This is a genomic window from Nocardia sp. NBC_00508, assembly GCF_036346875.1.
Taxonomy (GTDB): Bacteria; Actinomycetota; Actinomycetes; order Mycobacteriales; family Mycobacteriaceae; genus Nocardia.
In genome coordinates, this window is record NZ_CP107852.1 from 6,362,738 (window position 1) to 6,386,971 (window position 24,234).

The 24,234-nt window shown below is 69.1% G+C and carries 21 protein-coding genes and 1 pseudogene; 8 read left to right on the forward strand and 14 right to left on the reverse strand.

From position 1 onward, the window contains the following. The first annotated feature begins 101 nt into the window (after positions 1–101). Together OHA40_RS28670 and OHA40_RS28675 are read left to right on the forward strand one after the other, a co-directional pair. Positions 102–887, forward strand: a complete 786-nt coding sequence (locus tag OHA40_RS28670) for a sigma 54 modulation/S30EA ribosomal C-terminal domain-containing protein (protein ID WP_330229957.1) — start codon at positions 102–104, stop codon at positions 885–887. Next, entirely contained in the window at positions 884–1,327 is a 444-nt protein-coding gene (locus OHA40_RS28675; protein ID WP_442943838.1) for a pyridoxamine 5'-phosphate oxidase family protein, read from the forward strand. The genes OHA40_RS28670 and OHA40_RS28675 overlap by 4 nt, the downstream gene beginning before the upstream one ends. A 117-nt stretch (positions 1,328–1,444) precedes the next feature. Here OHA40_RS28675 and OHA40_RS28680 read toward each other — a convergent pair whose 3' ends face one another. The 6 genes from OHA40_RS28680 to mftR form a co-directional block, all read right to left on the reverse strand. Further along, complete coding sequence (locus OHA40_RS28680) at positions 1,445–3,730, reverse strand: SpoIIE family protein phosphatase (RefSeq protein WP_330229958.1); 2,286 nt, start codon at positions 3,728–3,730, stop codon at positions 1,445–1,447. Positions 3,731–3,800: 70 nt separating this feature from the next. Further along, a complete protein-coding gene (locus tag OHA40_RS28685; RefSeq protein WP_330229959.1) occupies positions 3,801–4,433 on the reverse strand; it encodes a SpoIIE family protein phosphatase in 633 nt (210 codons plus the stop codon). Further along, positions 4,426–4,839 carry an ATP-binding protein gene (locus OHA40_RS28690; RefSeq protein ID WP_051020806.1) on the reverse strand — a complete coding sequence of 138 codons (414 nt, stop codon included), beginning with the start codon at positions 4,837–4,839 and terminating at the stop codon, positions 4,426–4,428. The genes OHA40_RS28685 and OHA40_RS28690 overlap by 8 nt, the downstream gene beginning before the upstream one ends. Next, a complete protein-coding gene (locus OHA40_RS28695) occupies positions 4,829–5,218 on the reverse strand; it encodes an STAS domain-containing protein (RefSeq protein WP_040779629.1) in 390 nt (129 codons plus the stop codon). Before OHA40_RS28695 ends, OHA40_RS28690 begins: the two co-directional genes overlap by 11 nt. A gap of 16 nt (positions 5,219–5,234) precedes the next feature. Beyond that, positions 5,235–6,140 (reverse strand): STAS domain-containing protein, encoded by a 906-nt coding sequence (locus OHA40_RS28700; protein ID WP_330229960.1) that lies wholly within the window; start codon positions 6,138–6,140, stop codon positions 5,235–5,237. Between the two features lie 139 nt (positions 6,141–6,279). Continuing rightward, the gene (gene mftR / locus OHA40_RS28705; protein ID WP_330229961.1) at positions 6,280–6,900 is read right to left on the reverse strand and encodes a mycofactocin system transcriptional regulator; all 621 of its coding nucleotides are present in this window, start codon (positions 6,898–6,900) and stop codon (positions 6,280–6,282) included. 40 nt (positions 6,901–6,940) lie between these two features. Between mftR and mftE the strand changes: the two genes are divergently transcribed. Together mftE and mftD are read left to right on the forward strand one after the other, a co-directional pair. Further along, on the forward strand, positions 6,941–7,642 hold the full coding sequence (mftE, locus tag OHA40_RS28710) for a mycofactocin biosynthesis peptidyl-dipeptidase MftE (protein WP_330229962.1): 702 nt from the start codon (positions 6,941–6,943) through the stop codon (positions 7,640–7,642). Continuing rightward, positions 7,639–8,868, forward strand: a complete 1,230-nt coding sequence (gene mftD / locus OHA40_RS28715; RefSeq protein ID WP_330229963.1) for a pre-mycofactocin synthase MftD — start codon at positions 7,639–7,641, stop codon at positions 8,866–8,868. Before mftE ends, mftD begins: the two co-directional genes overlap by 4 nt. 2 nt (positions 8,869–8,870) lie before the next feature. Here mftD and OHA40_RS28720 read toward each other — a convergent pair whose 3' ends face one another. Then, entirely contained in the window at positions 8,871–9,341 is a 471-nt protein-coding gene (locus OHA40_RS28720) for a MarR family winged helix-turn-helix transcriptional regulator (protein WP_330229964.1), read from the reverse strand. 270 nt (positions 9,342–9,611) lie between these two features. Here OHA40_RS28720 and OHA40_RS28725 point away from each other — a divergent pair, with 270 nt between their 5' ends. The 3 genes from OHA40_RS28725 to OHA40_RS28735 all read left to right on the forward strand — a co-directional run bounded on the left by OHA40_RS28725 (position 9,612) and on the right by OHA40_RS28735 (position 13,185). After that, positions 9,612–11,288, forward strand: coding sequence for a fumarate hydratase (locus OHA40_RS28725; protein ID WP_330229965.1), 1,677 nt, complete (start codon positions 9,612–9,614; stop codon positions 11,286–11,288). Positions 11,289–11,427: 139 nt separating this feature from the next. After that, positions 11,428–11,904, forward strand: coding sequence for a hypothetical protein (locus OHA40_RS28730; protein WP_330229966.1), 477 nt, complete (start codon positions 11,428–11,430; stop codon positions 11,902–11,904). A 756-nt stretch (positions 11,905–12,660) separates the two neighbouring features. Further along, on the forward strand, positions 12,661–13,185 hold the full coding sequence (locus OHA40_RS28735) for a M15 family metallopeptidase (RefSeq protein WP_330229967.1): 525 nt from the start codon (positions 12,661–12,663) through the stop codon (positions 13,183–13,185). A 75-nt stretch (positions 13,186–13,260) separates the two neighbouring features. Here OHA40_RS28735 and OHA40_RS28740 read toward each other — a convergent pair whose 3' ends face one another. The 4 genes from OHA40_RS28740 to OHA40_RS28755 all read right to left on the reverse strand — a co-directional run bounded on the left by OHA40_RS28740 (position 13,261) and on the right by OHA40_RS28755 (position 21,895). Continuing rightward, the gene (locus tag OHA40_RS28740) at positions 13,261–17,451 is read right to left on the reverse strand and encodes a TIGR02680 family protein (RefSeq protein ID WP_330229968.1); all 4,191 of its coding nucleotides are present in this window, start codon (positions 17,449–17,451) and stop codon (positions 13,261–13,263) included. Positions 17,452–17,454: 3 nt separating this feature from the next. Further along, a complete protein-coding gene (locus OHA40_RS28745) occupies positions 17,455–18,879 on the reverse strand; it encodes a TIGR02678 family protein (RefSeq protein ID WP_330229969.1) in 1,425 nt (474 codons plus the stop codon). Beyond that, positions 18,879–20,594: a TIGR02677 family protein gene (locus OHA40_RS28750; protein ID WP_330229970.1), complete on the reverse strand. Its 1,716-nt coding sequence runs from the start codon at positions 20,592–20,594 to the stop codon at positions 18,879–18,881. Before OHA40_RS28750 ends, OHA40_RS28745 begins: the two co-directional genes overlap by 1 nt. A gap of 107 nt (positions 20,595–20,701) precedes the next feature. Next, positions 20,702–21,895, reverse strand: coding sequence for an XRE family transcriptional regulator (locus tag OHA40_RS28755; RefSeq protein ID WP_330229971.1), 1,194 nt, complete (start codon positions 21,893–21,895; stop codon positions 20,702–20,704). 278 nt (positions 21,896–22,173) lie between these two features. Between OHA40_RS28755 and OHA40_RS28760 the strand changes: the two genes are divergently transcribed. Next, positions 22,174–22,479: a hypothetical protein gene (locus tag OHA40_RS28760; RefSeq protein ID WP_330229972.1), complete on the forward strand. Its 306-nt coding sequence runs from the start codon at positions 22,174–22,176 to the stop codon at positions 22,477–22,479. Between the two features lie 170 nt (positions 22,480–22,649). Here the strand turns inward: OHA40_RS28760 and OHA40_RS28765 are convergent, their stop codons facing one another. The 3 genes and pseudogenes from OHA40_RS28765 to OHA40_RS28775 form a co-directional block, all read right to left on the reverse strand. Continuing rightward, positions 22,650–22,946, reverse strand: coding sequence for a hypothetical protein (locus OHA40_RS28765; RefSeq protein ID WP_330229973.1), 297 nt, complete (start codon positions 22,944–22,946; stop codon positions 22,650–22,652). Positions 22,947–23,058: 112 nt separating this feature from the next. Then, positions 23,059–23,337 (reverse strand): annotated as a pseudogene (locus OHA40_RS28770) (hypothetical protein); the annotation flags it as partial. After that, positions 23,338–24,222 carry a PAC2 family protein gene (locus tag OHA40_RS28775; RefSeq protein ID WP_330229974.1) on the reverse strand — a complete coding sequence of 295 codons (885 nt, stop codon included), beginning with the start codon at positions 24,220–24,222 and terminating at the stop codon, positions 23,338–23,340. Between the last annotated feature and the right edge of the window lie 12 nt (positions 24,223–24,234).

Here is a 24,234-nt window from a genome sequence, read left to right on the forward strand (position 1 = left end):
GTATGGGGACTTTGGACCCTACTCGCGGACACGCCGGTGCGGGGATATTCGCCGAAGTCGTAGCGGTGATCCCCAGGACGGAAAGCGAGTCGGTGCCGGTGATGTATTCCGAGTTGTGGTCGGGTGCAGCCCGGCCGGTGGTGACGGTGCGGACCAAGGGATCGGTCGACTCGGCCGAGATCGCCGGGTCAGTGCAGTCGATCGGGCAGGTGATGCATGGCCGTCACATCGACGAGACGGCCCGGATACGGCTTACCGGCCCACCGGATGGCGCGGGCCTCATGCTGGCACAGGCGAATACCGCATATCGGGACATGCCGATCAGAGTTCAGATCGCGGGTCCGCACAGGTTCATCGCCGCATTCGTCGCCGAGCGGCTCGACCGGCTGATCACCCGCCTCGGCGATGAACCCGGTGCACGGTTGTGGCCGGACCCTGCGCGCCCACCCCTGGCGTCGGCTACCTCGCCGCGTCCGATCGTGCGCCGCAAGGAATGCGAACTCCTGGTCGGCGAGCCCGGCGCGGCGGCCAGGGTGATGGACGTGATGGATTACGACGCATACTTGTTCACCGACGCGGAAACCGGTGAGGACGCCATCGTCCACTGGGGCGGCCCGCTCGGGGTGCGGTTGGCGCGACAGCGGCGGATGCAGCCGCCACAGTGCCCGACCGCGGTGCCGCTGGCGATGAATCCGCATCCCACGCTCCGCTTGACGGAGGCCGAGGCCGCGGCACGGCTGTGCCGATTCGGTCTGCCCTTCCTGTTCTTCACCGACCCGCGCAGCGACCGCGGCCGGCTACTGCTGCGACGCTACGACGGGAACCTGACCCTCGTGGCGCCCGCCGGGTTCGGCGACGACGCGGACGGCAGGTGTGCCGTCTCGTGACCGAACCGATCGCGGCCAGCCGCACCGGCCGGGCCACCATCGCCCTCGAGCGCGCGGAATCGATGCGGCTGCTGGCGAGTGCGCCGATCGGGCGAGTGGTCTTCACCCGCAACGCCCTGCCCGCCATCCGTCCGGTCAATCACCTGGTCGACGAGCACGGCGTCATCATCATGCGGACCCGGCTATCCTCCGGTCTCACCACCGCCGTGCGCGGAAACTCCCCCGTGGTGGTCGCTTACGAGGCCGACGAGATCGATCCGGTCCGGCGTCTGGGGTGGTCGGTCGTGGTGGTCGGCCTCGCGCACACCGTCACCGACCCCGCACGCGCCGCCCACTACGAGCAGTTGCTGCGGCCGTGGGTCGACAGCGTGACCGATGCGGTGATCGCCATCGAACCCGACATCGTCACTGGTATCCGGCTCATCGAAAACGAGAGGTAGGCAACGAGGTTCGGAGAGCAGCGCGACCGCGCGCCGGCACGCGAGTGGGCGCGTTCCCGACCAGGTGGTGATCACGCGTCCGGGGCAGGCGAGGGCCGAAATCCTGGCGCCGCACGATCACCCGGGAATCCGCCGGTTCGTGCCACGCAACGGGTTGGCGACGGGGAAGGTGATCGCGGGAAGTGTCACCGACATCCGGACCATCGTGCCCGGTCCGGAGTGGTCGATGTCGAGTTCCTCGGTCAATGCGCGCATCATGTCGATACCGCGGCCGCGATAGCCGGGATCGGAGGCGCGCGGCTTCCAATCGCCAGTGTCGGTGACCACGATCACGACCGCATCGATATCGCAGGTGGCCGACAACAGGACCTGCCCACTGACCTCGTTGCGATAGGCGTGCTCGATGCTGTTGCTGCACGCCTCGTTGGCCGCCGCGACCAGATCGGCGGCCAGATCGTGCGGCACCGCCGCGGCGGCCAGCCAGCCTTTCAGCGTGCGCCGCAGCATCGCGAGCTCGTCCGCGTGCGCGGGCACATCCAGCCGCAGCGGCGCGGGCGGCTGGCGGTAGACCACCATGGCCACGTCGTCGTCGTATCCGGCCGCTGGCCGCAGCCGGGACAGCACCGCGTCGGCGACCTCGCGCGGCAGCCGGCCCGAGGTGTCGGCCAGCACCGTGGCGATCTTGGCGAACCCTTCATCGATGTCGACGCCGCGCTGTTCGACCAGGCCGTCGGTGAACAGCACCAAGGTCGAGCCGGGCGCCAGCGGCGTAGTGGCCTCCGGGCGGCGCGGCGTATCGAACGTCGCCAGCGGCACCGAGCGGCCGCCCTCGAGCAGTCTGCCGGTTGTGCCGACGTCGGCGAGGATCGGAGGCATGTGCCCGGCGCTGCTATAGCGGACCAGCCCGCGCACCGGGTCGAGCACGGCGGCGCACACCGTGGTGCACATGGCGCCAGGGATGCGCGAGGCGACCGTGTCGAGTTCGGCGAGCAGCTGCGCCGGTCCGGCCCCGCGCAGCAACAGCGTGCGAGCCGCGGTGCGCAATTGGCCCATCACCACCGCGGCGGACAGGCCACGACCCACGCAGTCGCCGACCATGACGCCGATGGTGCCGTCGCGCAGCGGCACCACGTCATACCAGTCGCCGCCGATCTCCAGCGGCGGCAGCGCGGGCTCGTAGTGCACCGAGAAGCGCGGCGGCAGCTCGATCGGGCCGAGCATGGCACGCTGCAGGGTCAGTGAGGTGGCACGCGCCTGGTCGAAGTTGCGGGCCCGCTGCACCGCGAGGCTGAGGTGGCCGATCAACAGGGAGAACAGCGTCCAGTCCGCGGCGCTGATCGCGCGAGCCGCGGCGAAACGCAACCACATCGCCGCGTCGCCGGTCTCACCGAGCGGTGCGACGATGCCCTCGGAGCTCTCGGCGCCGTCGGGTATGGCCAGCAGGCTGCGCGGCGGCCTACGTCTGGCCCGGTCCAGAAGCGCGCGCGACCGGTCGTCGAGGGCGTCGGCTCCGTTGTGCGAAGCACCGTCGGCGCCCGCTCCGGAGACGTACACCTCGGGTGCGGCGTTGCGGCTCGGCCACACCGCCACCACCGCGGTCTCCGCGCCTACCGTGCGTCGCAGCTCGTCGAGCCCGACGGCGAGCACCTCGACCACGCTGGTCGCCGCACCGACCGCGGTCGCCAGCCGTGAGGCCGCCTGGTCGCGGGCCTGCGCGTCGTGCTCGGCGGTGACATCGCGGATGGTGCCGACGAAGATCCGCTCGTTGCCCTCCGGCTTGATCAGCGCGCTGGTGCTGACCGCGAGCCACACGTTCCGCCCGTCGCGATGCCGGATCGGGATGACGAAACGCTGCGCCTCGGTACCGAGATCGGGGTAGCGGGTGCCCTCCGGGCTCGACCAGGGATGCGGAAGCGGATAGGGGACCTCGGCGGCGCCGTAGCCGGTCAGCGCGCCGAAGGCCGTGTTGACCTCGATGATGGTGCCCAGCGCATCGGCGACGAAGAAGCCGTCCTGGAGCGATTCGACCAGCGCGGTGCGGAAGGCGTCCCGACCGGCGAGATCGTCGGCGCGCGAACGCTGTTGCTCATATCGGCGGGTGCCGTCGAGGTAGCCGCGAGTGGCGATATCCAACGGGACCAGGGTCTGCAACAGGAATTCCAGCGCGGTCTCGGGCAAACGACTCTCGGATTCGCCGCCGCCTTCCGACGCGAGGTCGTGCCGCTGCTGTTCCTGGACGACCCGGAAGTGGTTCTCGGTGAGATCGAGCAGGCTGATGCCCTCCACCAGCGCACGCCTGCCGAGTTCGTACCCTTCGGCGAGACCGGCTTGGGTGGGCGAATGCAGGTGCCGCCGTAGCGCGTCCGCGTAGGCGTCCAGGAAATCGGCCAGCAGCGCACTCATGTCCGCGCCTCGTCGACGCTCGGTTCCGGCACGAGCGAGTGCTCGGTTGTGGTTCGCTCGCTGCGCTCACTCATGCCGTGACTCCTGTCGCACCGCGGTGCCGGGCGGCCAGCACGAGCGCGTCGTCGGTGTCCTTGGCGTGCTCGGCGAGAATCTCGGCGGTGATGTCGGCGGTGGACTTGGAAAGGTCGATCCCCGTGGCGGATTCGGGGACGATACCGTCGGTGGACATCAGCAGCAGGTCGCCGGGACGGACCGTCACGGATTGCGGCTGGAGATTCGCCGGCAGCCGATAGCCGACGATGCCCGCGGTGAGCAGCACGGTGGCGTGCACGGTCAGCCCGGCGGGTCCGGCGGTGAGCACCTGGGATTCGACATTGCCGACGCCGAGCCAGCGGACCGTGTCGCCCTCGTCGAACACAGCGAGCGAGATCGCCGCCCCGCGGGTGTCGGCCATCGCGCGGTGGCACAGCACCATCAGCACGTCGAGCGGCTCGGCGCGGTTCTCCGCAAGCACCCGCACCGCCCGGTCGGCCGCGTCCGCGGCGGCGGCGCCGTGCCCGAGCCCGTCCATCACGGCGAAAAGGACTGTGCCGCTGCCGGTGTCGAGGACGACGGCGCGGTCACCGCAGACCTGTTGACCGGGCAGTGCGCGACCGGCCACCGCCCATTCGATCCGGCCGATGAACCCGTCCTCATGCACCGTTGGGTACCCACTTCCACATCTCCACCAGCGTGCCGCGGCCGGGCGCCGAGTCGACGGTGAGCCGGTCCATCAACCGCCGGGCGCCGGGGAGACCGAGCCCGAGACCGCGCCCGGTGGAGTAACCGTCCTCCAGCGCGCGGGCGATGTCGATGATGCCGGGTCCCTGATCCTCGGCCTGCACCACCAGCGCTTGGCGACCCTCTCGGTCATCGACCAGCAAACGTATCTCGCCGCTACCCGCGTAGCTGGTGATGTTGCGGGCGATTTCGGAGATCGCCGTGGAGATCATGGTTCGATCGGTGAGCGTGAATCCGAGCTTTGCTGCCAGTTCGCGTCCGGCCTGACGTGCGGTCACGATGTCCCCGGACACCCTGACCGCGATCACCACGTTCTCAGCGGCCACTGTCACGACCGTCTCGCTGGCGACGGGCTGGGGTCTTTCGGTCCAACCAGGCGAGTCCCTCTTCCAGATCGAGGGCGGTGTGCATGTCCTCGAAGGTGAGGCCGAGCTGCACCATGGCGAACGCGACTTCCGGTTGCAGGCCGACGATCACCGTTTCGGCGCCACGCAGCTGCGTCATGTGCGCGATGGTACGCAGCGATCTCGCGGCGAACGAATCCATCACGTCGATCGCGGTGACATCGACGATGATGCCATGTGCCCGATATTTGCTGACCTGTTTCATCAGGTCGTCTTGCAGGCGCTCGGTATCGGCGTCGGTCAGCGCGGACTGCACCGACGCGATGAGATACGTACCCTGTTTGAGAATCGGAACCGGCATCTGCCCGCCCGCCTGATCAGCGGCCGTCGCGTTCGGTGACCCGTTCGGTGACGCGGGAAACCTCGTACCCCAGCAGGCGTTCGGCTTCCTCGATACCGCCCTGCAGGTCGCCGACCGCGTTCATCTTCGACAGATCGAGGCCGATGGTGACCAGAGTCAGCGCGATCTCCGAGGACAGGCCGGTGATGATGACGTTCGCGCCCATCAGTCCGGACGCGTCGACGGTCTGCACCAGGTGGTTGGCCACCGTGGAGTCGATCGCGGGCACACCGGTGATGTCGATGACGACGACCTTGGCACGGTTGGCCCGGATGGCGCGCAGCAGCTGCTCGGTGAGCTGCCGGGCGCGCTGGCTGTCCAGCACGCCGATGATGGGCAGGATCAGCAGCTGCTCACGCACCTGGAGCACCGGCGTGGACAGCTCGCGGATGGCCTCCTGCTGCTGGCGGATGACGCGCTCGCGCTCCTGGACGAAGGAGACGCCCACGGTGTTGGCGATGCGGTTGGCGGCCGGTTCGTAGGCGTCGAGCACCGCGTTGAGCAGCTCGAAGTCGGCCTGGTACTTCTCGAACAACGACCGGGCCAGCACATCGCGCAGCAACAGCACGATGCCGAGCACCTCGTCGGTCTCGACTCCTCTCGGAATGATGCGTTCGGACAGGTCCCGCGCGTAGGCCTGCAGGGCCTCGACGCTGCCGGTCTCCAGCACCTCGACATAGTTGTCGTAGACGGAGGTCGCCTCGGAGAAGATCTCCTCGGGGGTCATCGCGGTGAGCAGCTGGGCGTCGGTGATGCGCCGGGCCCATTCCTCACGCAGCGCGGTGCGGTTCTGGCGCAGGTGCTCGACCAGCTGCGGCAGCAGCTTGTCGACCGGTCCCGCGGTCAGGGAATCCGCCGAAAGGCTCATGGACACCTCGGACATGGAAACTCCTGCCCCTTTCGACGGTTGAGTCGGGATCTTCGTGGTTCGGCTGCTCGCCGATTCCGAGCCTAGTCATACCCCACCAGGGTCGCCGACGAAACCTGCCGGTTGTTCGCCTGTTGTTCGGATGTGGTGGTTCTCACGGCACCGTAGCGAACCCGCGTTCCAGCGCCGCGAGCGCCTCGTCCAAATACACGGTGAGGTCCGCGTCGGCGCGAGCGAGCCAGGCGTCGAACGCGGCTCGGGCCGCCGCGAGTGTGGTCCGCCCCACGGCCAGTGGGATGAGTCCGTCCTCCGGCTCGCCGAGCCGCTCTCCGGCGAACGCGCTCACCGCGCGCTCCCAAGCGTCGTAGTGCGCGCCCGCGGTGGCGGCCAGCGCGGGAACCGTGGCGACCAGCTGCATCCGGGTGCGCAGTTCGGGGACGTCCTCGGCGCGATATCGGTTGGCGTTCACGACGACTCGGCGCACGGCGGTCATCATCGGAAGGTCGTCCGCGACGGTGGCGAAGGCCGTGCGCAATGCGGCGACCTCGTCATCGAACTGCCACCAGAGCACCTCCGCCTTGGTGGGAAAGTAGCGGAAGAACGTGCGTCCGCTGATGCCGGCGGCGGCGGCGATCTGCTCGACGGTGGTCTCGTCGAAACCCTGCTCGGTGAACAGCCGCATGGCGATCAGCTCGAGTTCGCGCTTGGTGGTACCGCGTGGGCGTCCGCGCGTGGTCCGGTTCTCCCGCATCGTCTGATTCTGCTCGGCCGTCACGACACTTGATTATGTCAGTGACTGACGATAATCTCGCGACATGTTGGCGGATCTGACCTGGCCGGAGGCGGGCGAGCGAGCCGCCGCGGGTGCGATCCTCACCGTCGCGGTCGGGGCGAGCGAGCAGCACGGCCCGCATCTGCCGCTGTCCACCGACACCGACGTCGCCGCGGCGCTGTGTGCCCGGCTGGCCGCCGCACGGCCCGATGTGCTCGTCGGACCGGCGATTCCGTACGGCGCCAGCGGTGAGCACGCGGGTTTTCCCGGCACGCTGTCCATCGGACAGGCCGCGCTCGAGCTGCTGGTGGTCGAGCTGTGCCGCTCGGCGACCGACACTTTCGATCGCATCCTGCTGGTGAACTGGCACGGCGGCAACGTCGAACCGCTGCGCCGGGCGAAGGACCTGCTGCGCGCCGAATCCCGTGACGTGCGCGTCTACCTGCCGCGTTTCGACGGCGATCTGCACGCCGGGCGGTCGGAGACCGCGCTCCAGCTGGCGCTCGCGCCGGGCCGGGTGCGTGACGACCGGGCCGCGGCCGGGGACACCCGTCCGCGGGCCGAGCTGCTGCCGTTGCTGCGTGCCCACGGTGTACGCGCGGTGAGCGCCAACGGCGTACTCGGCGACCCGGCGGGCGCGACCGCCGCCGAAGGCGCCGCTCTGCTCGATCAGCTGGACACCGACCTGCTGCACCGAACCCGGCTCTGGTGGCCGGAGAACTCCCCGGAAAGGACCGGAACATGAATACCTGGTTCGAGACCGTCGCCGAAGCGCAGCGGCGGGCGAAGAAACGACTCCCCAAGTCCGTCTACGGCGCGCTGATCGCAGGCTCCGAGCGCGGCCAGACCATCGAGGACAATCAGACGGCGTTCACCGAACTCGGTTTCGCGCCGCACGTGGCGGGGCGGATCGGCGACCGCGATCAGTCGACGACCGTACTGGGCCAACAGCTTTCGATGCCGGTGCTGATCTCGCCGACCGGCGTTCAGGCGGTGCACCCGGAGGGTGAGGTCGCCGTCGCTCGCGCGGCGGCCGCGCGGGGTATCGCGATGGGGCTGAGCTCGTTCGCCAGCAAGCCGATCGAAGAGGTCGTCGCGGCCAACCCGGCCACGTTCTTCCAGCTGTATTGGTGCGGCGGCAAGGACGAGATCCTGCAGCGGATGAACCGGGCGAAGAAGGCGGGCGCGGTCGGGTTGATCCTGACACTGGACTGGTCGTTCTCGCACGGGCGGGACTGGGGCAGCCCGGTCATTCCGGAGAAGCTCGATCTGCGCACGATGCTGAAGTTCGCGCCGCAGACCCTGGCGCGGCCGAAGTGGCTGGCCACATATGCGCGGTCGGGCCACATTCCCGATCTGACCGCGCCGAACATGGCCGTCGGCGATGGACCGGCGCCGGGCTTCTTCGGCGCCTACGGCGAGTGGATGGGCACGCCCGCACCGGACTGGGCGGACGTGCGGTGGATCTGCGAGCACTGGGACGGGCCGGTCATGCTGAAAGGCGTGATGCGGGTCGACGACGCGCACCGTGCGGTCGACGCGGGCGTCGCCGCGATCTCGGTGTCCAACCACGGCGGCAACAACCTCGACGGCACGCCGGCCGCGATCCGGGCGCTGCCGGTGATCGCCGAGGCGGTGGGCTCGCAGATCGAAGTGGTGCTCGACGGCGGCATCCGGCGCGGCAGCGACGTGGTGAAAGCGGTGGCACTGGGAGCGCGGGCGGTCATGATCGGGCGCGCCTACCTGTGGGGGCTGGCCGCGAACGGGCAGGCCGGCGTGGAGAACGTGCTGGACATCCTGCGCGGCGGCATAGATTCGGCGCTGCTGGGGCTGCGCAAGACTCGCGTCACGGATCTGGACCGCTCGGACGTGGTGGTGCCCGCGGGTTTCGAGCGCGCGCTCGGGGTGCCCGAAACGGACGCTGCGGCAAGTACTCCGGCCGATCGTGCGGGGGCGGCCACGCCCGCCTGAGGTCAGCTCTCGGCCGCCGATCGCCGATGATGCGTGAGCAGCGTGTCATAGATATCGGCCAGAGCGGCCAGTTGCCGGCGATCGAGAACGTCGATCATGTGCCTGCGCACGCTCTGCACGTGGGCGGGCGCGGCGCCGGTCAGCACCTCGGCGCCGCGCGGGGTGAGCTGCGCGGCGGTGCGGCGGGCATCGTCGGGGATCGGCTCGCGCGAGACCAGCCCGCGCTTCTCCATTCGGGTGATCTGGTGGGAGAGCCTGCTCTGCGACCACTCGAGTTTGGCCGCGAGAGCGGCAAAGGTGAGCACGTGATCCGGGGCGTCGGCCAGATAGGCCAGTACCGAGTACTCGACATAGGTGAGGTTGGACTCCCTGGTGGAATCCCGCCCGACCGCCGCGGCGATGAGGTCGCGGGTGCGCACGAAACCTACCCAGGCGCGCATCTCGACCTCATCTAGCCAATGGGGATCGGTCACGATAGCGCTCCAAACTCTGACGTGATCACAAATACCGCTCCGCGTCGCCGCGGGAACAGTCTGCGCGCGGCCGGACGATCGGACGCCCGAACGCTTTCTCAGAGATGAGAGGTAGCATCACCGGGGTTGAACGTGCAACCTTTCTTGGCCAACTGTCCGAGATAGGGTTGCCTTACCATCGGTGCGGCGCAGGGTGGTGGCTAGGCTCGCTGTGCTCGTGACCAGCCCGGCAGCTCATGGCGCCCGGGCCCATCCGAAGGAGTGCGACTGGTGACCGCGCCGGACTTCCGCTATTCAGACCTGCTGCCGATCGGCGCGGGCGACACCCCCTTCCGGTTGCTCACCACCGAGGGTGTCAGCACGTTCGAGCACAACGGGCGCATGTTCCTGCAGGTCGAGCCGGAGGCGCTACGGCTGCTCACCGAGACGGCGATGCACGACATCAGCCACTTCCTGCGTCCGGCGCACCTCGGGCAGCTGCGCAAGATCATCGACGACCCGGAGTCCAGCGGCAACGACCGCTTCGTCGCGCTGGATCTGCTCAAGAACGTGAACATCTCCGCGGGCGGCATCCTGCCGATGTGCCAGGACACCGGCACCGCGATCGTCATGGGCAAGAAGTCCGAGGGTGTCCTCACCGGCGCCGATGACGCGGAATGGATCAGCCGGGGCGTGTTCGACGCCTACACCAAGCTGAACCTGCGCTACTCGCAGCTCGCGCCGATCACCATGTGGGAGGAGAAGAACACCGGTTCCAACCTGCCCGCGCAGGTCGAGCTCTACTCCACGGCGGGCGATCCGGCGCACCCGTCCTACAAGTTCCTGTTCATGGCCAAGGGCGGCGGGTCGGCGAACAAGTCCTTCCTCTACCAGGAGACCAAGGCGATCCTGAACCCCACGCGGATGCTGGAGTTCCTGGATGAGAAGATCCGGTCGCTCGGCACCGCGGCCTGCCCGCCCTATCACCTCGCGGTCGTCATCGGCGGCACCAGCGCCGAGTTCGCTTTGAAGACGGCGAAATACGCGTCCGCTCACTACCTGGACAATTTGCCCACCGAGGGGTCACTGTCCGCGCACGCCTTCCGCGACCTGGAACTGGAGGAAGAGGTCTTCAAGCTGACCCAGTCCTTCGGCATCGGCGCGCAATTCGGCGGCAAGTACTTCTGCCACGACGTGCGGGTGGTGCGTCTGCCGCGGCACGGCGCCAGCTGTCCGGTGGCCATCGCGGTGTCCTGCTCGGCGGACCGGCAGGCGCTGGCCGAGATCACCGCCGAAGGCGTGTTCCTGGAGCAGCTCGAGCGCGAGCCCGCGCAGTACCTGCCCGAGCAGACCGACACCATCCTCGGCGGCGACGTGGTGCGCGTCGACCTGAACCGGCCGATGGACGAGATCCGCGCCGAATTGTCGAAATACCCGGTCAAGACCCGGCTTTCGCTGACCGGGCCGCTGGTGGTCGCGCGCGACATCGCGCACGCCAAGATCAAGGAGCGCCTCGACGCGGGCGAGCCGATGCCGGATTACCTGCGCGATATGGCCGTCTACTACGCGGGCCCGGCCAAGACGCCGGAAGGCTACGCGTCCGGTTCATTCGGCCCGACCACCGCGGGCCGGATGGACTCCTACGTCGACCAGTTCCAAGCCGCGGGCGGCTCGTTCGTCATGCTGGCCAAGGGCAATCGGTCCGCGCAGGTGACCAAGGCGTGCAAGGAACACGGAGGCTTCTACCTCGGCTCCATCGGCGGTCCCGCCGCGCGGCTCGCGCTGGACTGCATCAAGTCGGTCGAGGTGCTGGAGTATCCCGAGTTGGGCATGGAAGCGGTGTGGAAGATCGAGGTCGAGGACTTTCCCGCGTTCATCGTTGTCGACGACAAGGGCAACGACTTCTTCGCCGAAACGCAGAAGCCGATCGCGCTGCGCGTGCGCACCCGCTCCAAAGAGCGCGTCTGAGCCACCGTCCGGCCCGCGGATGGCAGCCCGCGGACACGACGATGTCCCCCCGATCGCCGGGGTGGCCTCGCCGTCGCACAGGGCACCCTTAGCGAAGTACGTCGTTGATTCCGGTACCGATGCGGGTCGAGGAGTGGCAATGAGTACATCCAGGAGGGCAGCCAGGCAGGAGCCGACGTCTCTGTGCGTCTCGGAATCGGCCGCGCGCCGGTTGGCCGATCGCGCCGCGCGCGAGGGAACCACATGCGCCGTCCTGCTCGATCGGCTGATCCGGGAGGGCGTCGATCAACTCGACCATCCCGGGATCGTCTTCCGCGGTCCGCTGCACGATCGTCGCGCGGGTCTGGCCGCCGGACCCGACATCTGGGAAGTTGTTGCGCGCCTACGGGAGTTGGACGGCCCGGTGGAACACCGCATCGCGGTGCTCAGCGCGAAGACGGATCTGCAGACGAGCAAGATCAGGATCGCGCTCGCCTACGCCCGGTCGCACGGCGGCGAGATCCTGGAGCGAATCGGACGTAATAGGCAAGCGATGGAAGGAATTCGCCGCGGCCGACGGCGAGTTACCGCGCCGACGATACGGCCGAGCGTACTGGACGGTCCGCCGACTACCTGATTCGGCCGGATTGTCCGGTGCGGTAGCTCTTCACATACTGTGGAGCAAAATGTGGAGAATCTCACCTTCTGTCCACAGACTCGTTCGACTCGCGGACGGCTCACCGGCGCACTCCGGTAGCCGTCCGCTGTGCGTCGGACCCGTTGTCCTTCGTGCTCGTTGGGAAGCAACGGATTTCGTCCGGGTGCGCACCCGTCGCGGCTTCGGTCCAGGAATCGTCGGGCAGTGCCGAATCCGATGCCGGGTTGGGGACGGAGTGTGAAATTCGGGTCGAACGAAATGCCTCGATGCGTGGAAAAACGTTCGGGCATGGCCCGATTTGTCTAGGACGTGATCACCCCATGGTGTGTCCATCGGTCCAGAAGTGCTGCGGATTCCGACAATTAGGGTGCGGTAGCAACAACCACTTCACTGTGATCCACAACACTAGAATAGATTGTGGACAGACGGCCTTCCAGGTGAACGAAATGTTTGCTACCTGAGGATAATTGGGCACATATCGGACATACCTGATCGCTATCATGTGAAGTAGTGCTGTCCGCTGTGGAATTCGCTAAATGTTGTCCACAGGCTCCTTCGGGGATTGATCCGGCGCACCGAGCCGCTGCGCGGTGCGCGGGCTGTGCCTCGACCAGCGCGCGCCATGGGACGTACCACCGCTCGGTCGGGGGACGCTCCGTGTGGACGGCGACGTTCCATATCCCGGCGAACCGGGGCATATCCGGCATAGGCGACCGCGGACGATAGCATCGGCGCATGGTGCTTCGGAATCGTGAGCGAAGTCGAGTACTGGCGCGGCTATCGGTGGCGGTGCTGCCCGCGCTGGTGGCGACCGGCGTGCTGGCGGGTCAGGCGCGGGCCGACCTGCGCATCGTCGATCAGCGGGAGTCGGTGGGATCGGCGACCGGGACCGACGGGCTCGAGCCCGCATCGGCGCTGGCGTACACGCTCGCCGAACGTGAGGCGCACGCGCAGGGTGTGCCGCTGTCCATCACCTCCGGATACCGCACGCCCGCCGAGCAGCAGGCACTGTGGGAGGACGGTGTGGCGACCTATGGCCCGGACGGTGCGCGTCGCTGGGTGCTGCCGCCGGAGGAGTCCACGCATGTCTCCGGGCAGGCGATCGACGTCGGGCCCTGGCGGGGCGCGCAGTGGCTGGAGGCGAACGGCTACCGATGGGGGTTGTGCCGGATATTCGAGAACGAGTGGTGGCATTTCGAACTGGCCACCCTGCCGGGCGCGAGCTGCCCGCCGATGAAGCCGGACGCGAGCGCCCGTTAGCCGCACCGGTACACGGGTCGTCCGTCGACCTCGTACTCGCACCCCGTTCGGACGAAGCTTCGCGGTGCCGGACCGCTAGGTCACGGGCGCGAGTTCGAGTCCGCCCTCGATAGTGGTGGGAACTCGTCGGCGATCGGGGGAGCCGAGCGCGGCGGTGAGATCGGTTCCATCGTGTTCGGCGAGCAGTTCGCCGCTGTCCCATACCAGCAGCGTCGCACTGACGGTGTTCTCGGCGGCCGCGTGTGCCAGGTCGTAGTGCGCGCAGGCCGGAACATGCGGATAGGTGATCCACAGGTCGTAGCCGGTCATGAACAGGTCGAGGTCGAATTGCACACTCAGCCCGAGCAACTCGCTGCGGCCGTTGTCGTCCACGCCGGCGAACGCTTCGTCCAGCGCGAGCAGGCGCGGCGCCTGCGGGTCGGCCGAGTCGAGCATGACGTGCGCCGCGGCGAACAGCGGTAGGTGCAGCGACACCGACTGCTCACCACCCGACAGCGCGCTGTGCCTGGCCACGGTGAGCTTGTCCTCGCCGCCGTCGGCGGAGATCAGGGTGAAGGAGAACACCCGCCAGCCGCGGTAGTCCAGGGTGGTGGCGAGGATCTCGGGATAGGAGCGTTCCGGGTGCGCGGCCCGCGCCGCGCGGATCTCGGTGGCGAAATGTGCGCGAATCGCCGCCAGATCCTCCGCCGTCAGGGCCGAGGCGTCCCGGTCGAGCAGCTTGCACATGGCCCGGGCCGCGTCGGACAGGTTGTCGGCGAGCAGCCAGTGCACGCCGATGGTGTTGCCCGAGGACATCCGCCGTTGCTTCATCTCCGCGCCCATCCTGGCGATGAGATCGCGCGCGTCGCTGGTGCGTTCGTGGATCTGCTGGGCCAGTCCGGTCAGCAGCGCGTCCTCCAGGATGCGCCGCTCGGCGTCGGTGAGCAGCAACTCTTGGTCGCGGCGAGCGGCGTCGACGCGGGCGGCGAACTCGGCGAGCGGGCCGACGCCGTGCTCGTCCTGCACCTGCACGACGGTGAGGCCGTCGGCCGCGTCCCACTGGAGCCGATAGTCGCGGCCGGAACCGGCGAGCGCGGCGTCGAACTCCTGCAGCGCCGCGGTCACCGCACTGCGGGTGGACTTTCGGGTCGCCTCGCTCGCCCGTACCGAGGCGGTGGCGGCCGCGAGGCCATCGAACAGCTCGGCGACGTCGTCGGGCAGCACCCGCGGCTGCGCGTGCGGTCCCGCTGTCGAGATCCGGTACAGCAGTTGCTCGGGCGTCGACCACGCGGCGTCGCTGCTCGGCCAGCGTCCGCCGGCCGGTGCGCCGAGCAGGATGAGCAGATCCGGCTGGGCATACGGCGCAAGGGATTTCACCTCGGCGATGACCTCGGTGAGCGCGGTGGCGAGCGATTCGTGCGCGGTGCGGTAGGCGGCCTCGGCGTCGCCGACCGCCTCGATGGCCTCGTTGGCGGCCTTGCGCGCGGACTTCTGCTCGGCCTTGGTCGCTTCGATCCGCTGCCTGGCCTGCTCCAGCTCGCGATCGATGTCGGCCGCGCCTGCGCCGAGCGCCTCGCGCAGGGTCTCCAGCTTCCGCACCTGCTCCTGGTAGCCGGCTTGCGCGGCCTCCGCTTCCTCCGCGAACGCCTCGGCCAGGTCGGCGGCTTCGGCCAAGCGGTCCTCGGCTTCCCGCTCGCGCTCGCGTTCCCGCTCGTGGTCGCCACGTAGCCGCAGCAGTCCGGTCCCGGTGTTCTCGAAGTGCCGGATGGCGGCGGCGAGGGCGTCGATCTCGCGCCCCGTGCGGGGGGTGCGATGTGCCGCCGCGGCGGCACGCAGCTTCTTCTCCGCGGCGGACAAATCCGCGATCGCCTGGTCGAGCTCGCGCTCGGCGTGGGCGGCGGCTTCGGCGCGGGACCGCATCACGCCCGCGGCCTCGGCCACCGCGCGCAATGCCGTGCTCACCGCGGTCGGACGCGGAAGCGCTTTGGCGGCAGCGGAGATTCGCGCGAGTCCGGCGGTGGCGTCCGTTTCCTGCTGCTCGGCGGCGTGCCGGTCCTCCTCCGCGGCGGCGATGGCCGCGGTCAGCTCGGCCGAGCGGAGCGCGCGGCGCTTGGCCCGGGCGGTGGCGCCGATGTATTCCGCGTCGGCCTTCCGATGCCTGCCGACGCGCACGCCGTGGCGGAATCCACCGTTCGTCTCGATCGTCACCGTTCCACTCGGTTCGTCCGCGCCGTCGTGCAGGGCGATGGAGGCGAGCACGTCGGCCACGGTCTGCCCGGGCCGGGTGAGCATGTCCGAATCATCCTCCACGACAAGCACGTCGGCGAGGGTGCGGCCGGTCGGCCGGTCCGCGGCAGGCAGCGGCACCAGGAACTGATCCGACTCGTAGTCCGATGGCAGCTCGCCCTCGGGACAGACCCAGCCGTCGAGCAGGTTCGCGGCGTCCAACGCGGCCTCGATACTCGCCGCGGTCTCGGGCGACACGCCGTCGGCGAAGCGCACCAGACGCCACAGCGCGGCGCCGGGCCGATCGCCGGTGCGGCCGGACCTAGCCGCCGATACCGGTGGCGCGTCGTCACGTTGGCCCGCGATCCGTTCGCGTTCGGCGGTCAGCTCAAAGATTCGCGCGGCCGCCGTCGCCGCCCGCGCACGGGCCTCCTGGCGGCGGCCGCGGATCTCGTCGAGCAGGGGCTCGGCCCGCTCCGTCAGCACTTCGGCGACCGTGGCGGCATCCGAACCGGCCTCGGCCACCGCGGCGTTCAGTGCCTCGAACAGACCGGTGCGGACCGGGGAGTAGACCTCTCGGTGCTCCTCCCACCACCCGCGCAGCGCGCCGGCGGCCTCGGTACGGGCCAACGCGACCGTCGCCTCCGCGTGCGCGGCCTCGGCGGCGGCCGCGTCACGCAGTTCCCTGGCGCGTTCGGCGAGCCGCTCGGCCCTGGCGCGTTCGGCCGCAGCGGTGTCTACCGCACCCAGTGTCTTGCGGACCGCCCGCACGTCGGCGTCGCGCTCCTCGGCGTGGCCACGCACAGCCGCGGTGAGCTGTTCGGCCCGTGCGTTCTCGGGCAGCGGCGTCCACCCGATGCCCGCGTCCTCGGCGCCGCTGCGCAGGTCGTCCTCGCCGCGGGCGAGCGCGGCGGCGGCCGCGCGGACCGCGGTGCGCGCGCGTTCCGCCTCCGCGGCGCGCTGGTCCAGGGTCTGCCGCGCTTTGAGCGCCTTGTCGGCGTGCACGCCCGCCGAGGTCTCCAGCCGACGTACGGCGTCGGCCAGGTCGTCGAGCTGCTGCTTGCCCTCGTAAGCGCTGGAACGCCGCAGGTTTTCCCGATAGGCGAGGGCCTGCTCGTAGGCGCGGTCGGCATCCTCCGCACGGGTCTCGGCAGCGGCGCGCTCGGTCTCCCTGCGCCGGCGCAGCTCGGTCGCGGCGAACAGCGCGGTGCTCGCGTGCGCGACCGCGTCGAGCCGGGTCCGTACCTGGTCAACGTCCGTCTTCGCCTGGACCGCAAGGTATTTCCGGTAGACCTCGACAAAGGCCCGCGTCGCGGTGTCCGCATGGACCAACCCGTCCAGGGTGCGGGCCACCTCCTCCATATCGCTGAACGACCGGGCGGCGTCCAGGATCAGATGCTCGTCGAGTGGGCGCAGGCCGTCGGTGAGCGCCTGGGACAGGCCGCGCGGATCCAGGTTCTTCGCCAGCTGCGGGCGGCGCAGCGTGAGAATCAGGTTGATCAGCTGGTCGTAGCGCTGCGCGCCGAGGCCGAACATGCGCGCGTCGATGGCGTTGCGGTAGTCCACCGGGCGGTCGACGATCGAGTCGGTGCCGATCTGTTCGGCGAGCTGTTTGCGGGTGAACGGACGGTCGTCCGGACCGATCAGCGAGAAGTCCACGCCGACGCGGCCGTCGGCGACGAAGTACCAACGGGTCACCTTGTCCGAGGAACGCGTAGCGCGCATGCCGATGCCGACCGTGACCACTTCGGCGTCGTCCCAGCGACCGCGCGCGAACTCCATCCAGACGTAGGAGTAGGCGGAGTCCTGCTTGCGGTAGAGCAGGTTCGACTTCATCGTGCGTTCCTCGCCGGCGAACGGGTTGAGCCTGCGCGGCTCGATCCGGCCGTCGAGCACGAACGGGAACAGGACCTCCAGCGCCTTGGTCTTGCCGGACCCGTTCGGACCTCGCAGGACCAATCTGCCGTCGGCGAAACAGAATTCCTGGTCGCGGTAGTCCCAGAGGTTGACGATCCCGGCGCGGGTCGGAGTGAACCGCACTCCGCCGTGAATGAGCGACATCCGTCAGTTCCCTTCCGTCCCGGTGCCGTCGGGCCCGTAGGTGTCGGCCGCCGTCACGAACAGTTCCGCGGCCCGCTTCGTGCGCACCGTCACGACCGCCCCGCGGTAGCGGGCCAGCGCGGGGAGCACGAGCAGTCCGTCGTCCACCGCCCGGACCAGCCGCAGCCGCTCCAGCAGCGCCACCACTTCCGTGGTGAGACGGGGGACGTCGGCCTGCCACTGCGCGGCGAAGGTGGCGCCGTAGCGATCGGTGAGCGCCTGCATCGTCTCGCGCAGCCACGCCGAGTCGACAAGGGGGTAGGCGCTCGCCACCAGTCCGTCCTCCTGCTCCGGCTCGATGTCCGGCGAACCGGGCTCGTCCGCAGGCGAACCCGGCGAGCGCGGCTGGGCCAGCGGAGTGAACAGGGTGGATTCCGGGATGGCCGCGTCGAGTTGCTCGGCGAGCGCCGCGCCCGGGTCAGGTGCGCCGCCGCGGCGCGGCAGCGGGTGGTCGATGTCGAGCACGCGGTCGGCGATCTCGCCCGCCAGCAGCAGAGCGACCTGGGCGAGTGTGCCGGTCCCGGGAAAACGGGTGTCCGACAGCCGTCCGGAGGTGTCGATCAGCGCGACACCTTCGGCGCGGCGCTCGGCCCGCAGGCCGGTGAACAACTCGACATCCGCGACGATCCGCTCCTGCGCGAGCGCGGGACGTTCTTCGGGCGCGAGATCGTCGGTGTAGACCACCGGTCGTTCGACCAGCGCCCTGCGGACCCGGCGCGCGACCTCGGCAGCGGTCGGGGCATGCGCGGAAACGCCGGTGGCGGTGGCCTCTTCGGCGAACAACCCGCGCACACTGTACAGATGCTGCAGTGCCCGCGGCGGCCGGAACAGCGCGAAGACCACCGGTCGGTCGATGTCGTAGAGCGCCTCACCGGCCTCCGGATCGCTGGCCCACCCGCCCGCGTCGCCGTCGGCCAAGGTGAGCGCACCGCGCACGGTCAGCCAGCCGACCGCGTCGACGAACGCGTCGCGATCGGAGGCCCGGTCCGTGGACAGCTCGAGGCCGTCCACCCGGCCCGCATAGGCGGCGACCTGATCGGCCAGCTCGGACAGCGTGATCTGATCGCCCGCGCGTCCCAGCGCGGCGAGCGCCAAGGCGAGGTAGGCGTAGCGTCGGCGGTCGAAGACGCGCTCGGCCGGCGTGCGCGCAGGTCTGCCCGCGTCGAGGCGGTCCAGCACGGGGAACACCCGCGCGGTGGTTTCGGTGACTTCCAGCCGGTAGCCGAACAGTTCGGCGAGATCGTCGCGGAGCTCAGTGGCCCATCGGCGGATCAGCGGCAGCGCGATCCGGTCCGGATAGGTTCGGGTCACCAGATGATTGGCCAGGACGACGCGGGCGGCGCGCTGATAGTTGTCCAGCGTGAGTGCGTCGATGGTGCGTCCGTGCATCAGCCACGCTCCCCGGAAGTGCGCGACCGCGTCCTAATTGTCTGTTCGATCTTCAGTGCCCGGTTGTTCAAGTGCAGCAGCCCGCGCGTGGTGCGCACGACGGTCGAGCCATGGTGCTCGGACACCGTCAGCGTGACGCCGCTGTCCGAACCGGTGGTGCCCGCCACCGTGCCGCGCACCGGAACCCAGGCGGTGGACGCGGCGTCCAACAGGCGCAGCAGCACTTCGGTTTCCCGTTCGTCCAGAACCCGCTCGTGCAGGTCACCGGAGGCCAGCGACCGGGCGGCCTCGGCGCGAGCCCGCTGCGCGTCCAACTGGGCCTCGCGCAGCCGCCGGATGCCGGCGTCGTTGCGATGGATGCGGGCGGGCGCGCCCGCTGACGGCGGGCGCCCGGTCTCGGCGAGCGTGCGCGAGATCTCCAATGGCGGCGCGTCCCACCACGATCGCATCGCCGGAATCACGTCGGCGTCCGGGTGCTCCATCGCCAGGTGCCGCGGCTTGCCGAGCCCGAATACCGCGTCGAAGAGCGCGTGCGCGCCGTCTGTGGTCGGCGCCGCGGTGAACCAGGCGGCGAGATGCCGCAGCGCCGATTCCCGGCTCACCCCGCCCCGCCGCGTCTCGGTGACCCGTCGCAGCAGCGAGAGCACCGCGGCGATGGCGCTCATGGTGGCCTCGCGCAGCCGCTCGGCTTCCGTCGGCCCCGCCGACTCGCCGCTTCCGGACGCGACGAACCAGATCCGCAGTCCGTCCCATCTGGCCTGCCAATCCGACTGGCGTTCGGCGACGCTCAGCAGCACTCGCTCGTCACAGCGCGCCGCGCGAGCGATCAGCTCCTCGACGCCGGTCTCCTCGATCTCCGCGATCGCCGCTGCCAGGCGCGGGGTGAATCTGGCCAAGTCGAGGCTGAACTCCCGCATGTGCGCCAGCAGCGCGTCTTTGTGCGCGAGAAACGATTCCGGGGTGATCTCGGTGGTGCGGACCAGATCGCCGAGTCCGAGATAGAAGTGCGCGGCACGTGCTGCCAGGTCCGACAGCGCGGCGTCGAGGCGGCGCAGTGTGCGGTAGACCCGTTCGGCGTCGCATGCCCGGTTCGCCTCGGCGAGCGTATGCAGATCGGCCAGCAGCTCCGGCAGCACCAGACGCGACAGCGAGGCCTCGTCGAGGCGGGCGCCGAGCACGTCGGCGACCGCCCGGTACGCCTGAAATCCCGCCTGGGAGAACTGGTACACGTAGTGGCGGTTGCGATACTCGGCCAGCGTCGCGGCACGGGTTCCGTCGTAACTGCGTTCCAGCACGCCCCACCGGTGTAGCTGATCGAGCAGAGGGCCGATCTCGGCGGCGGTCAGGGGCGGTGCTGTCGCGTTGGATTCACCGGCCGGGGAGTGGTCCGGTGCAGGAGTTTCCGGCTCCTGTTGTCTCGTGACGTGCGGATCGGCTGGACGAGTTCGCCGTTCCGCAGCACGGTCGACCCGCGCTGGAGTAGCGACCGGTTGGTTCGGATAGTCCAGATCGGGGGTGCGGAGCGTAATCCGGTTGCGCTCGATCCACTCGGCGACGTCGTCCGCGTGCAGCAGTACCACGTACGCCGCCCGCGCGCTGTCGAAGGCGCGCAGCACCCAGAGGTAGTCCGCGCGCCGCTCGGCGGTGGCGAAGGAGAACAGCCGCAGCCGATCGTCCCAGTGGGCATCGGCGCAGCCGTCATCGGAGTCGGTCACCGGGAACAGGGTAGTAGCGGGCCGGTCGCCGCCTGCACGATGTTCCGCTGTTCGGCGTGGCCGCGTCCGGTTCGCCCGCGTTCGCCGAGGCTGTGCCGCAGGTCGGCTCACCCGACGGACAGCGAGCGCAACTGGTCCAGATACGCGCGGGTGCGCGGATCGCCGGGATAGCGCTCGATGATCTCGCGCGCGACTTCGCCCGCGATCCACATCAGCGACGGCAGCGAGCGTCGCCTACCCGCGAACGCGCGCATACCCTCGGCCACCGCCAGTTCCAGATCACGATGGCGGACCGCGACCACGGCCAGCGTCAGGTGCGCCTCGGAGATGCGCATCGGGTTGCGCACCGTGCCATCTGGCCGGGTTGCGGTCCGGATCACTTCGCGGGCGTAGGATTCGGCGAGCCGATCCTCACCCGCGACCCGGCAGCAGTCCATCGCATAGAAGTCGAACTTGTGCTCGTCGATGACGAAGTGGTTGTCCAGATTCGCCGGATGATCGAGTCGCTCCAGGATTGCCCGCCCCTCCGCGAGTGCGGCGTCCACCTCGCGTGGGTTGCCCAGCCTGGCCCAGGCTTTGGCACGCTGGGCGGCCAGTTGCACGCCGACGCGCAGGTCCTGGCTTACTGCGAGCGTCGGCTGCACCATCTCGATCACGCCACGGTAGTTGCCCTGGGTCAGCGCGAACCACGCGGCCATTTCCGCTGCCCACGCGGTGATCTCGACGCTGTCGGCCTCCTGTCCCAGCGAGTGGGCGGCGCGGCGGGTGGCCTCGGCGGCGGTGCGCCTGCCCAGGTCGTAGTCGACGCATCCGACCAGGAGGGCGACCCATCCGGCGAGGACGAGGATTTCGCGATGCTGAGCCAGTGTCAGGCGACCGTCCAGCAACGAGGTGATCCTGCGTAGCCACGCGGTGCCTTCGGCGTGCAGGTCGTGCGGGTCGGCGTAGGAGTACTCGCAGCACAGGCGCTCGGCGGTGATCCGGACGGCCTCCAGCGTCACCGAGGACACGTCGGATATCCGGAGTCTGCCGAGGAACTCGAGCGTGTCCATGCCCGTCGCGGAGAGTAATTCGTCGTCCCGGTTCGGTCTGGCCTTGGGAAAGAACGCCGCGGTCACCGTGTCGAAGGTGGCGGCGATGATGGGGGCGTAGAAGTCGTCCGGGCGTGATTCGCCCGATTCCCAACGGCGCCAGTTGCGTAGGAGGGTGCTGTCCGTCGGCAGGTTGTGCGATGACTTCCCGCGCATCGCGCGAACGGCGTCGGCTTGAGACCACCCCCGCACGTCGCGTTCGGAACGCATCCGGACAGCCCAGACGGGTCGATCGTCAGTAGCGGCCACGTCTGTAGTATCGCACCAGTTAACGTTTGGTGTCCCCGATAGGGCATACAGATGTCATGGGGTTGACAGCTCCATTCGCGCTGCCGCATGGTGCATGCTGGACATGAGCGCGGGAAGTTTGCCAGGCATCCTTACCAGAGCAACTGCAAGTACATCTGCTCTTGCATGAAGCGCAGTAACCCCGTAGAACGGGTGGATCCACTTCAGAGAACAGCGATCCCAATCCAACGGAGGTTCGGGTGGAAGCGTTGATCTATGGATACTTGCGTGACGATCTGGCCGATGGCCACAGCAAAGAGCTCGAGGCGGCGATGAGCAGCCTCGCTCGCGAAGAAGGACTCTGCTTCGCCGCAACGTTCCATGAATCGACCGGGGGTGACGGGACGGCTTTGGCGGAGCTCACGGCGGAACTCAAGCGCGCCGACGCGCACCATGTGGTGGTTCCCTCACTCGATCACTTTGCCGGTCAGACGATTCCGCGCGACATCCTGATCGCGAGACTGGCCCAGGAGGCGGCGGCTCGGGTCTGGACCATAGAGAGCTGACCGGCTCGACCGGATTGCCCGAAATCTCCTCGATCCCCATCGCCTCGAGCATCGCCACCATGTTGGCCAGGGCGACGCCCGCTGCGAGAGGCCCAAGCAGCGCCGCGAGATGGTGGCCGCCGAACAGCGGATACACCTGCCAGTGCGGCAGATACGCGAACAGCGAGCTATCAGCCAGCACAGCGGCGCAGGCCGCGACGACGGCGGGAACCCGGATCGCGCCCAACCATGCCAATGCGAGCAAGCCCGCCATGACCAGCCTTTCCCGATCGGGAACGCCGAAATATCCGGGCACCGTGATCAGTACGACGGCACCGACTGTTACCCGCCGCCACGCGGAACTCCTTCGCCGCCACCCAGCCGAGCGCGAAGAGCCACGCCGCCAGTGGTGAGAAGGGGACGTCCTTCGCCGGATACAGACCGAACGCCTGGTATCGGAACACGAGGCTCACCGCGACGAGCGTCATCGCGAATCAGAATGGTTCGCCCGTTGTGTGCGGTCCACCCACGGGATCGAGGTTTAGGAACCGCGACGAAAGAGGTTGCCCGACAGTTCCGGAACACGTGCCGGAACTCCGCGTCCGATACCGACCGGTCGCTGAGGAGTAAGCGCCCACCGCGGAACAGATGGCTGTGCACTACCGAGAGCCCATAGCAGTAGAACATCGGCAACGCGGTAGCCGCACAGTCGTCCGGGCCGATCGCCGAATACTCGGCGATGGCCGCGGCGTTGGCTCGCAGGTTCGCCGCCGCGAGCCGGACCGGCGACGGCGACCCGGTGGAACCCCCGACGCGCTCAGCAGGCAGGTGAGATCCGGGCGCGGGCTGCGTGGGCCGAAGTCGCCGCCGCGAACGAATTCAGAGCCCGAAGCTGCCCGGACCCCGCCTGCGCAGGTACTTCTCGAATTCGGCCGCGATGGCGTCGCCGTCGATCTTGGCCATCGCCTCGTTCACGTCGGCCGCGGCGTCGCCACGCTCCTCCAGCGAACGTACGTACTCGCTGATCTCGTCGTCGCCCACGGTCATCTCGTTCACCGCGGTCTCCCAGTCCTCCGCCTGTTTGGGCAGCTCGCCCAGCGGGACCTCGATGTCGAGCACGTCCTCGACTCGGTGCAGCAGCGCGATGGTCGCCTTCGGGTTCGGCGGCTGGGAGACATAGTGCGGAACGGCGGCCCAGAACGACACCGCGGGCACCCCCGCCTTCACACACTGGTCCTGCAGCACGCCGGTGATCCCGGTCGGACCCTCGTAGCGGGTCTGCTCCAGATTGAACCGCTCGGCCGCCTCCTTGCTGTAGGCCGAGCCGGTCACCGGGACCGGTCTGGTGTGCGGGGTGTCGGCGAGCAATGCGCCCAGGATGACGACCGTCTGCACCCCGAGCTGTTCGATGAACTGCAGCAGGTCGCCGCAGAAGCTGCGCCAGCGCATATTCGGTTCGATACCGCGCAGCAGCACCACGTCGCGGTCGCTGCCCGGCGGAGAGCAGACCGACAGCATCGTCGACGGCCACTGGATTTCCCTGGTCACACCGTCCACCTGGCGCACTGTCGGACGGTTGACCTGATAGTCGTAATAGTCCTCGGAGTCGAGTTCGGCCAACGGCTCGGCGTCCCAGATCAGTTCCAGATGCTCGACGGCGCCGCTGGCCGCGTCCCCGGCGTCGTTCCAGCCTTCGAAGGCCGCGACCAGCACCGGATCCCGCAACGTCGGCAGTTCCGTATCGGGAGTTTCACTGGCGTTCACTCGGTCAGCCTA

Coding starts and splice junctions, on each gene's coding strand:
- OHA40_RS28700 (WP_330229960.1), bottom strand. CDS start 6,140: ATGTCCGAGGTGTCCATGAGCCTTTCGGCGGATTCCCTGACCGCGGGA.
- OHA40_RS28745 (WP_330229969.1), bottom strand. CDS start 18,879: ATGCACGGACGCACCATCGACGCACTCACGCTGGACAACTATCAGCGC.
- OHA40_RS28670 (WP_330229957.1), top strand. CDS start 102: ATGTATTCCGAGTTGTGGTCGGGTGCAGCCCGGCCGGTGGTGACGGTG.
- OHA40_RS28730 (WP_330229966.1), top strand. CDS start 11,428: ATGAGTACATCCAGGAGGGCAGCCAGGCAGGAGCCGACGTCTCTGTGC.
- OHA40_RS28765 (WP_330229973.1), bottom strand. CDS start 22,946: ATGACGCTCGTCGCGGTGAGCCTCGTGTTCCGATACCAGGCGTTCGGT.
- mftE (WP_330229962.1), top strand. CDS start 6,941: ATGTTGGCGGATCTGACCTGGCCGGAGGCGGGCGAGCGAGCCGCCGCG.
- OHA40_RS28735 (WP_330229967.1), top strand. CDS start 12,661: ATGGTGCTTCGGAATCGTGAGCGAAGTCGAGTACTGGCGCGGCTATCG.
- mftD (WP_330229963.1), top strand. CDS start 7,639: ATGAATACCTGGTTCGAGACCGTCGCCGAAGCGCAGCGGCGGGCGAAG.
- OHA40_RS28680 (WP_330229958.1), bottom strand. CDS start 3,730: ATGAGTGCGCTGCTGGCCGATTTCCTGGACGCCTACGCGGACGCGCTA.
- OHA40_RS28755 (WP_330229971.1), bottom strand. CDS start 21,895: ATGCGTTCCGAACGCGACGTGCGGGGGTGGTCTCAAGCCGACGCCGTT.
- OHA40_RS28740 (WP_330229968.1), bottom strand. CDS start 17,451: ATGTCGCTCATTCACGGCGGAGTGCGGTTCACTCCGACCCGCGCCGGG.
- OHA40_RS28695 (WP_040779629.1), bottom strand. CDS start 5,218: ATGCCGGTTCCGATTCTCAAACAGGGTACGTATCTCATCGCGTCGGTG.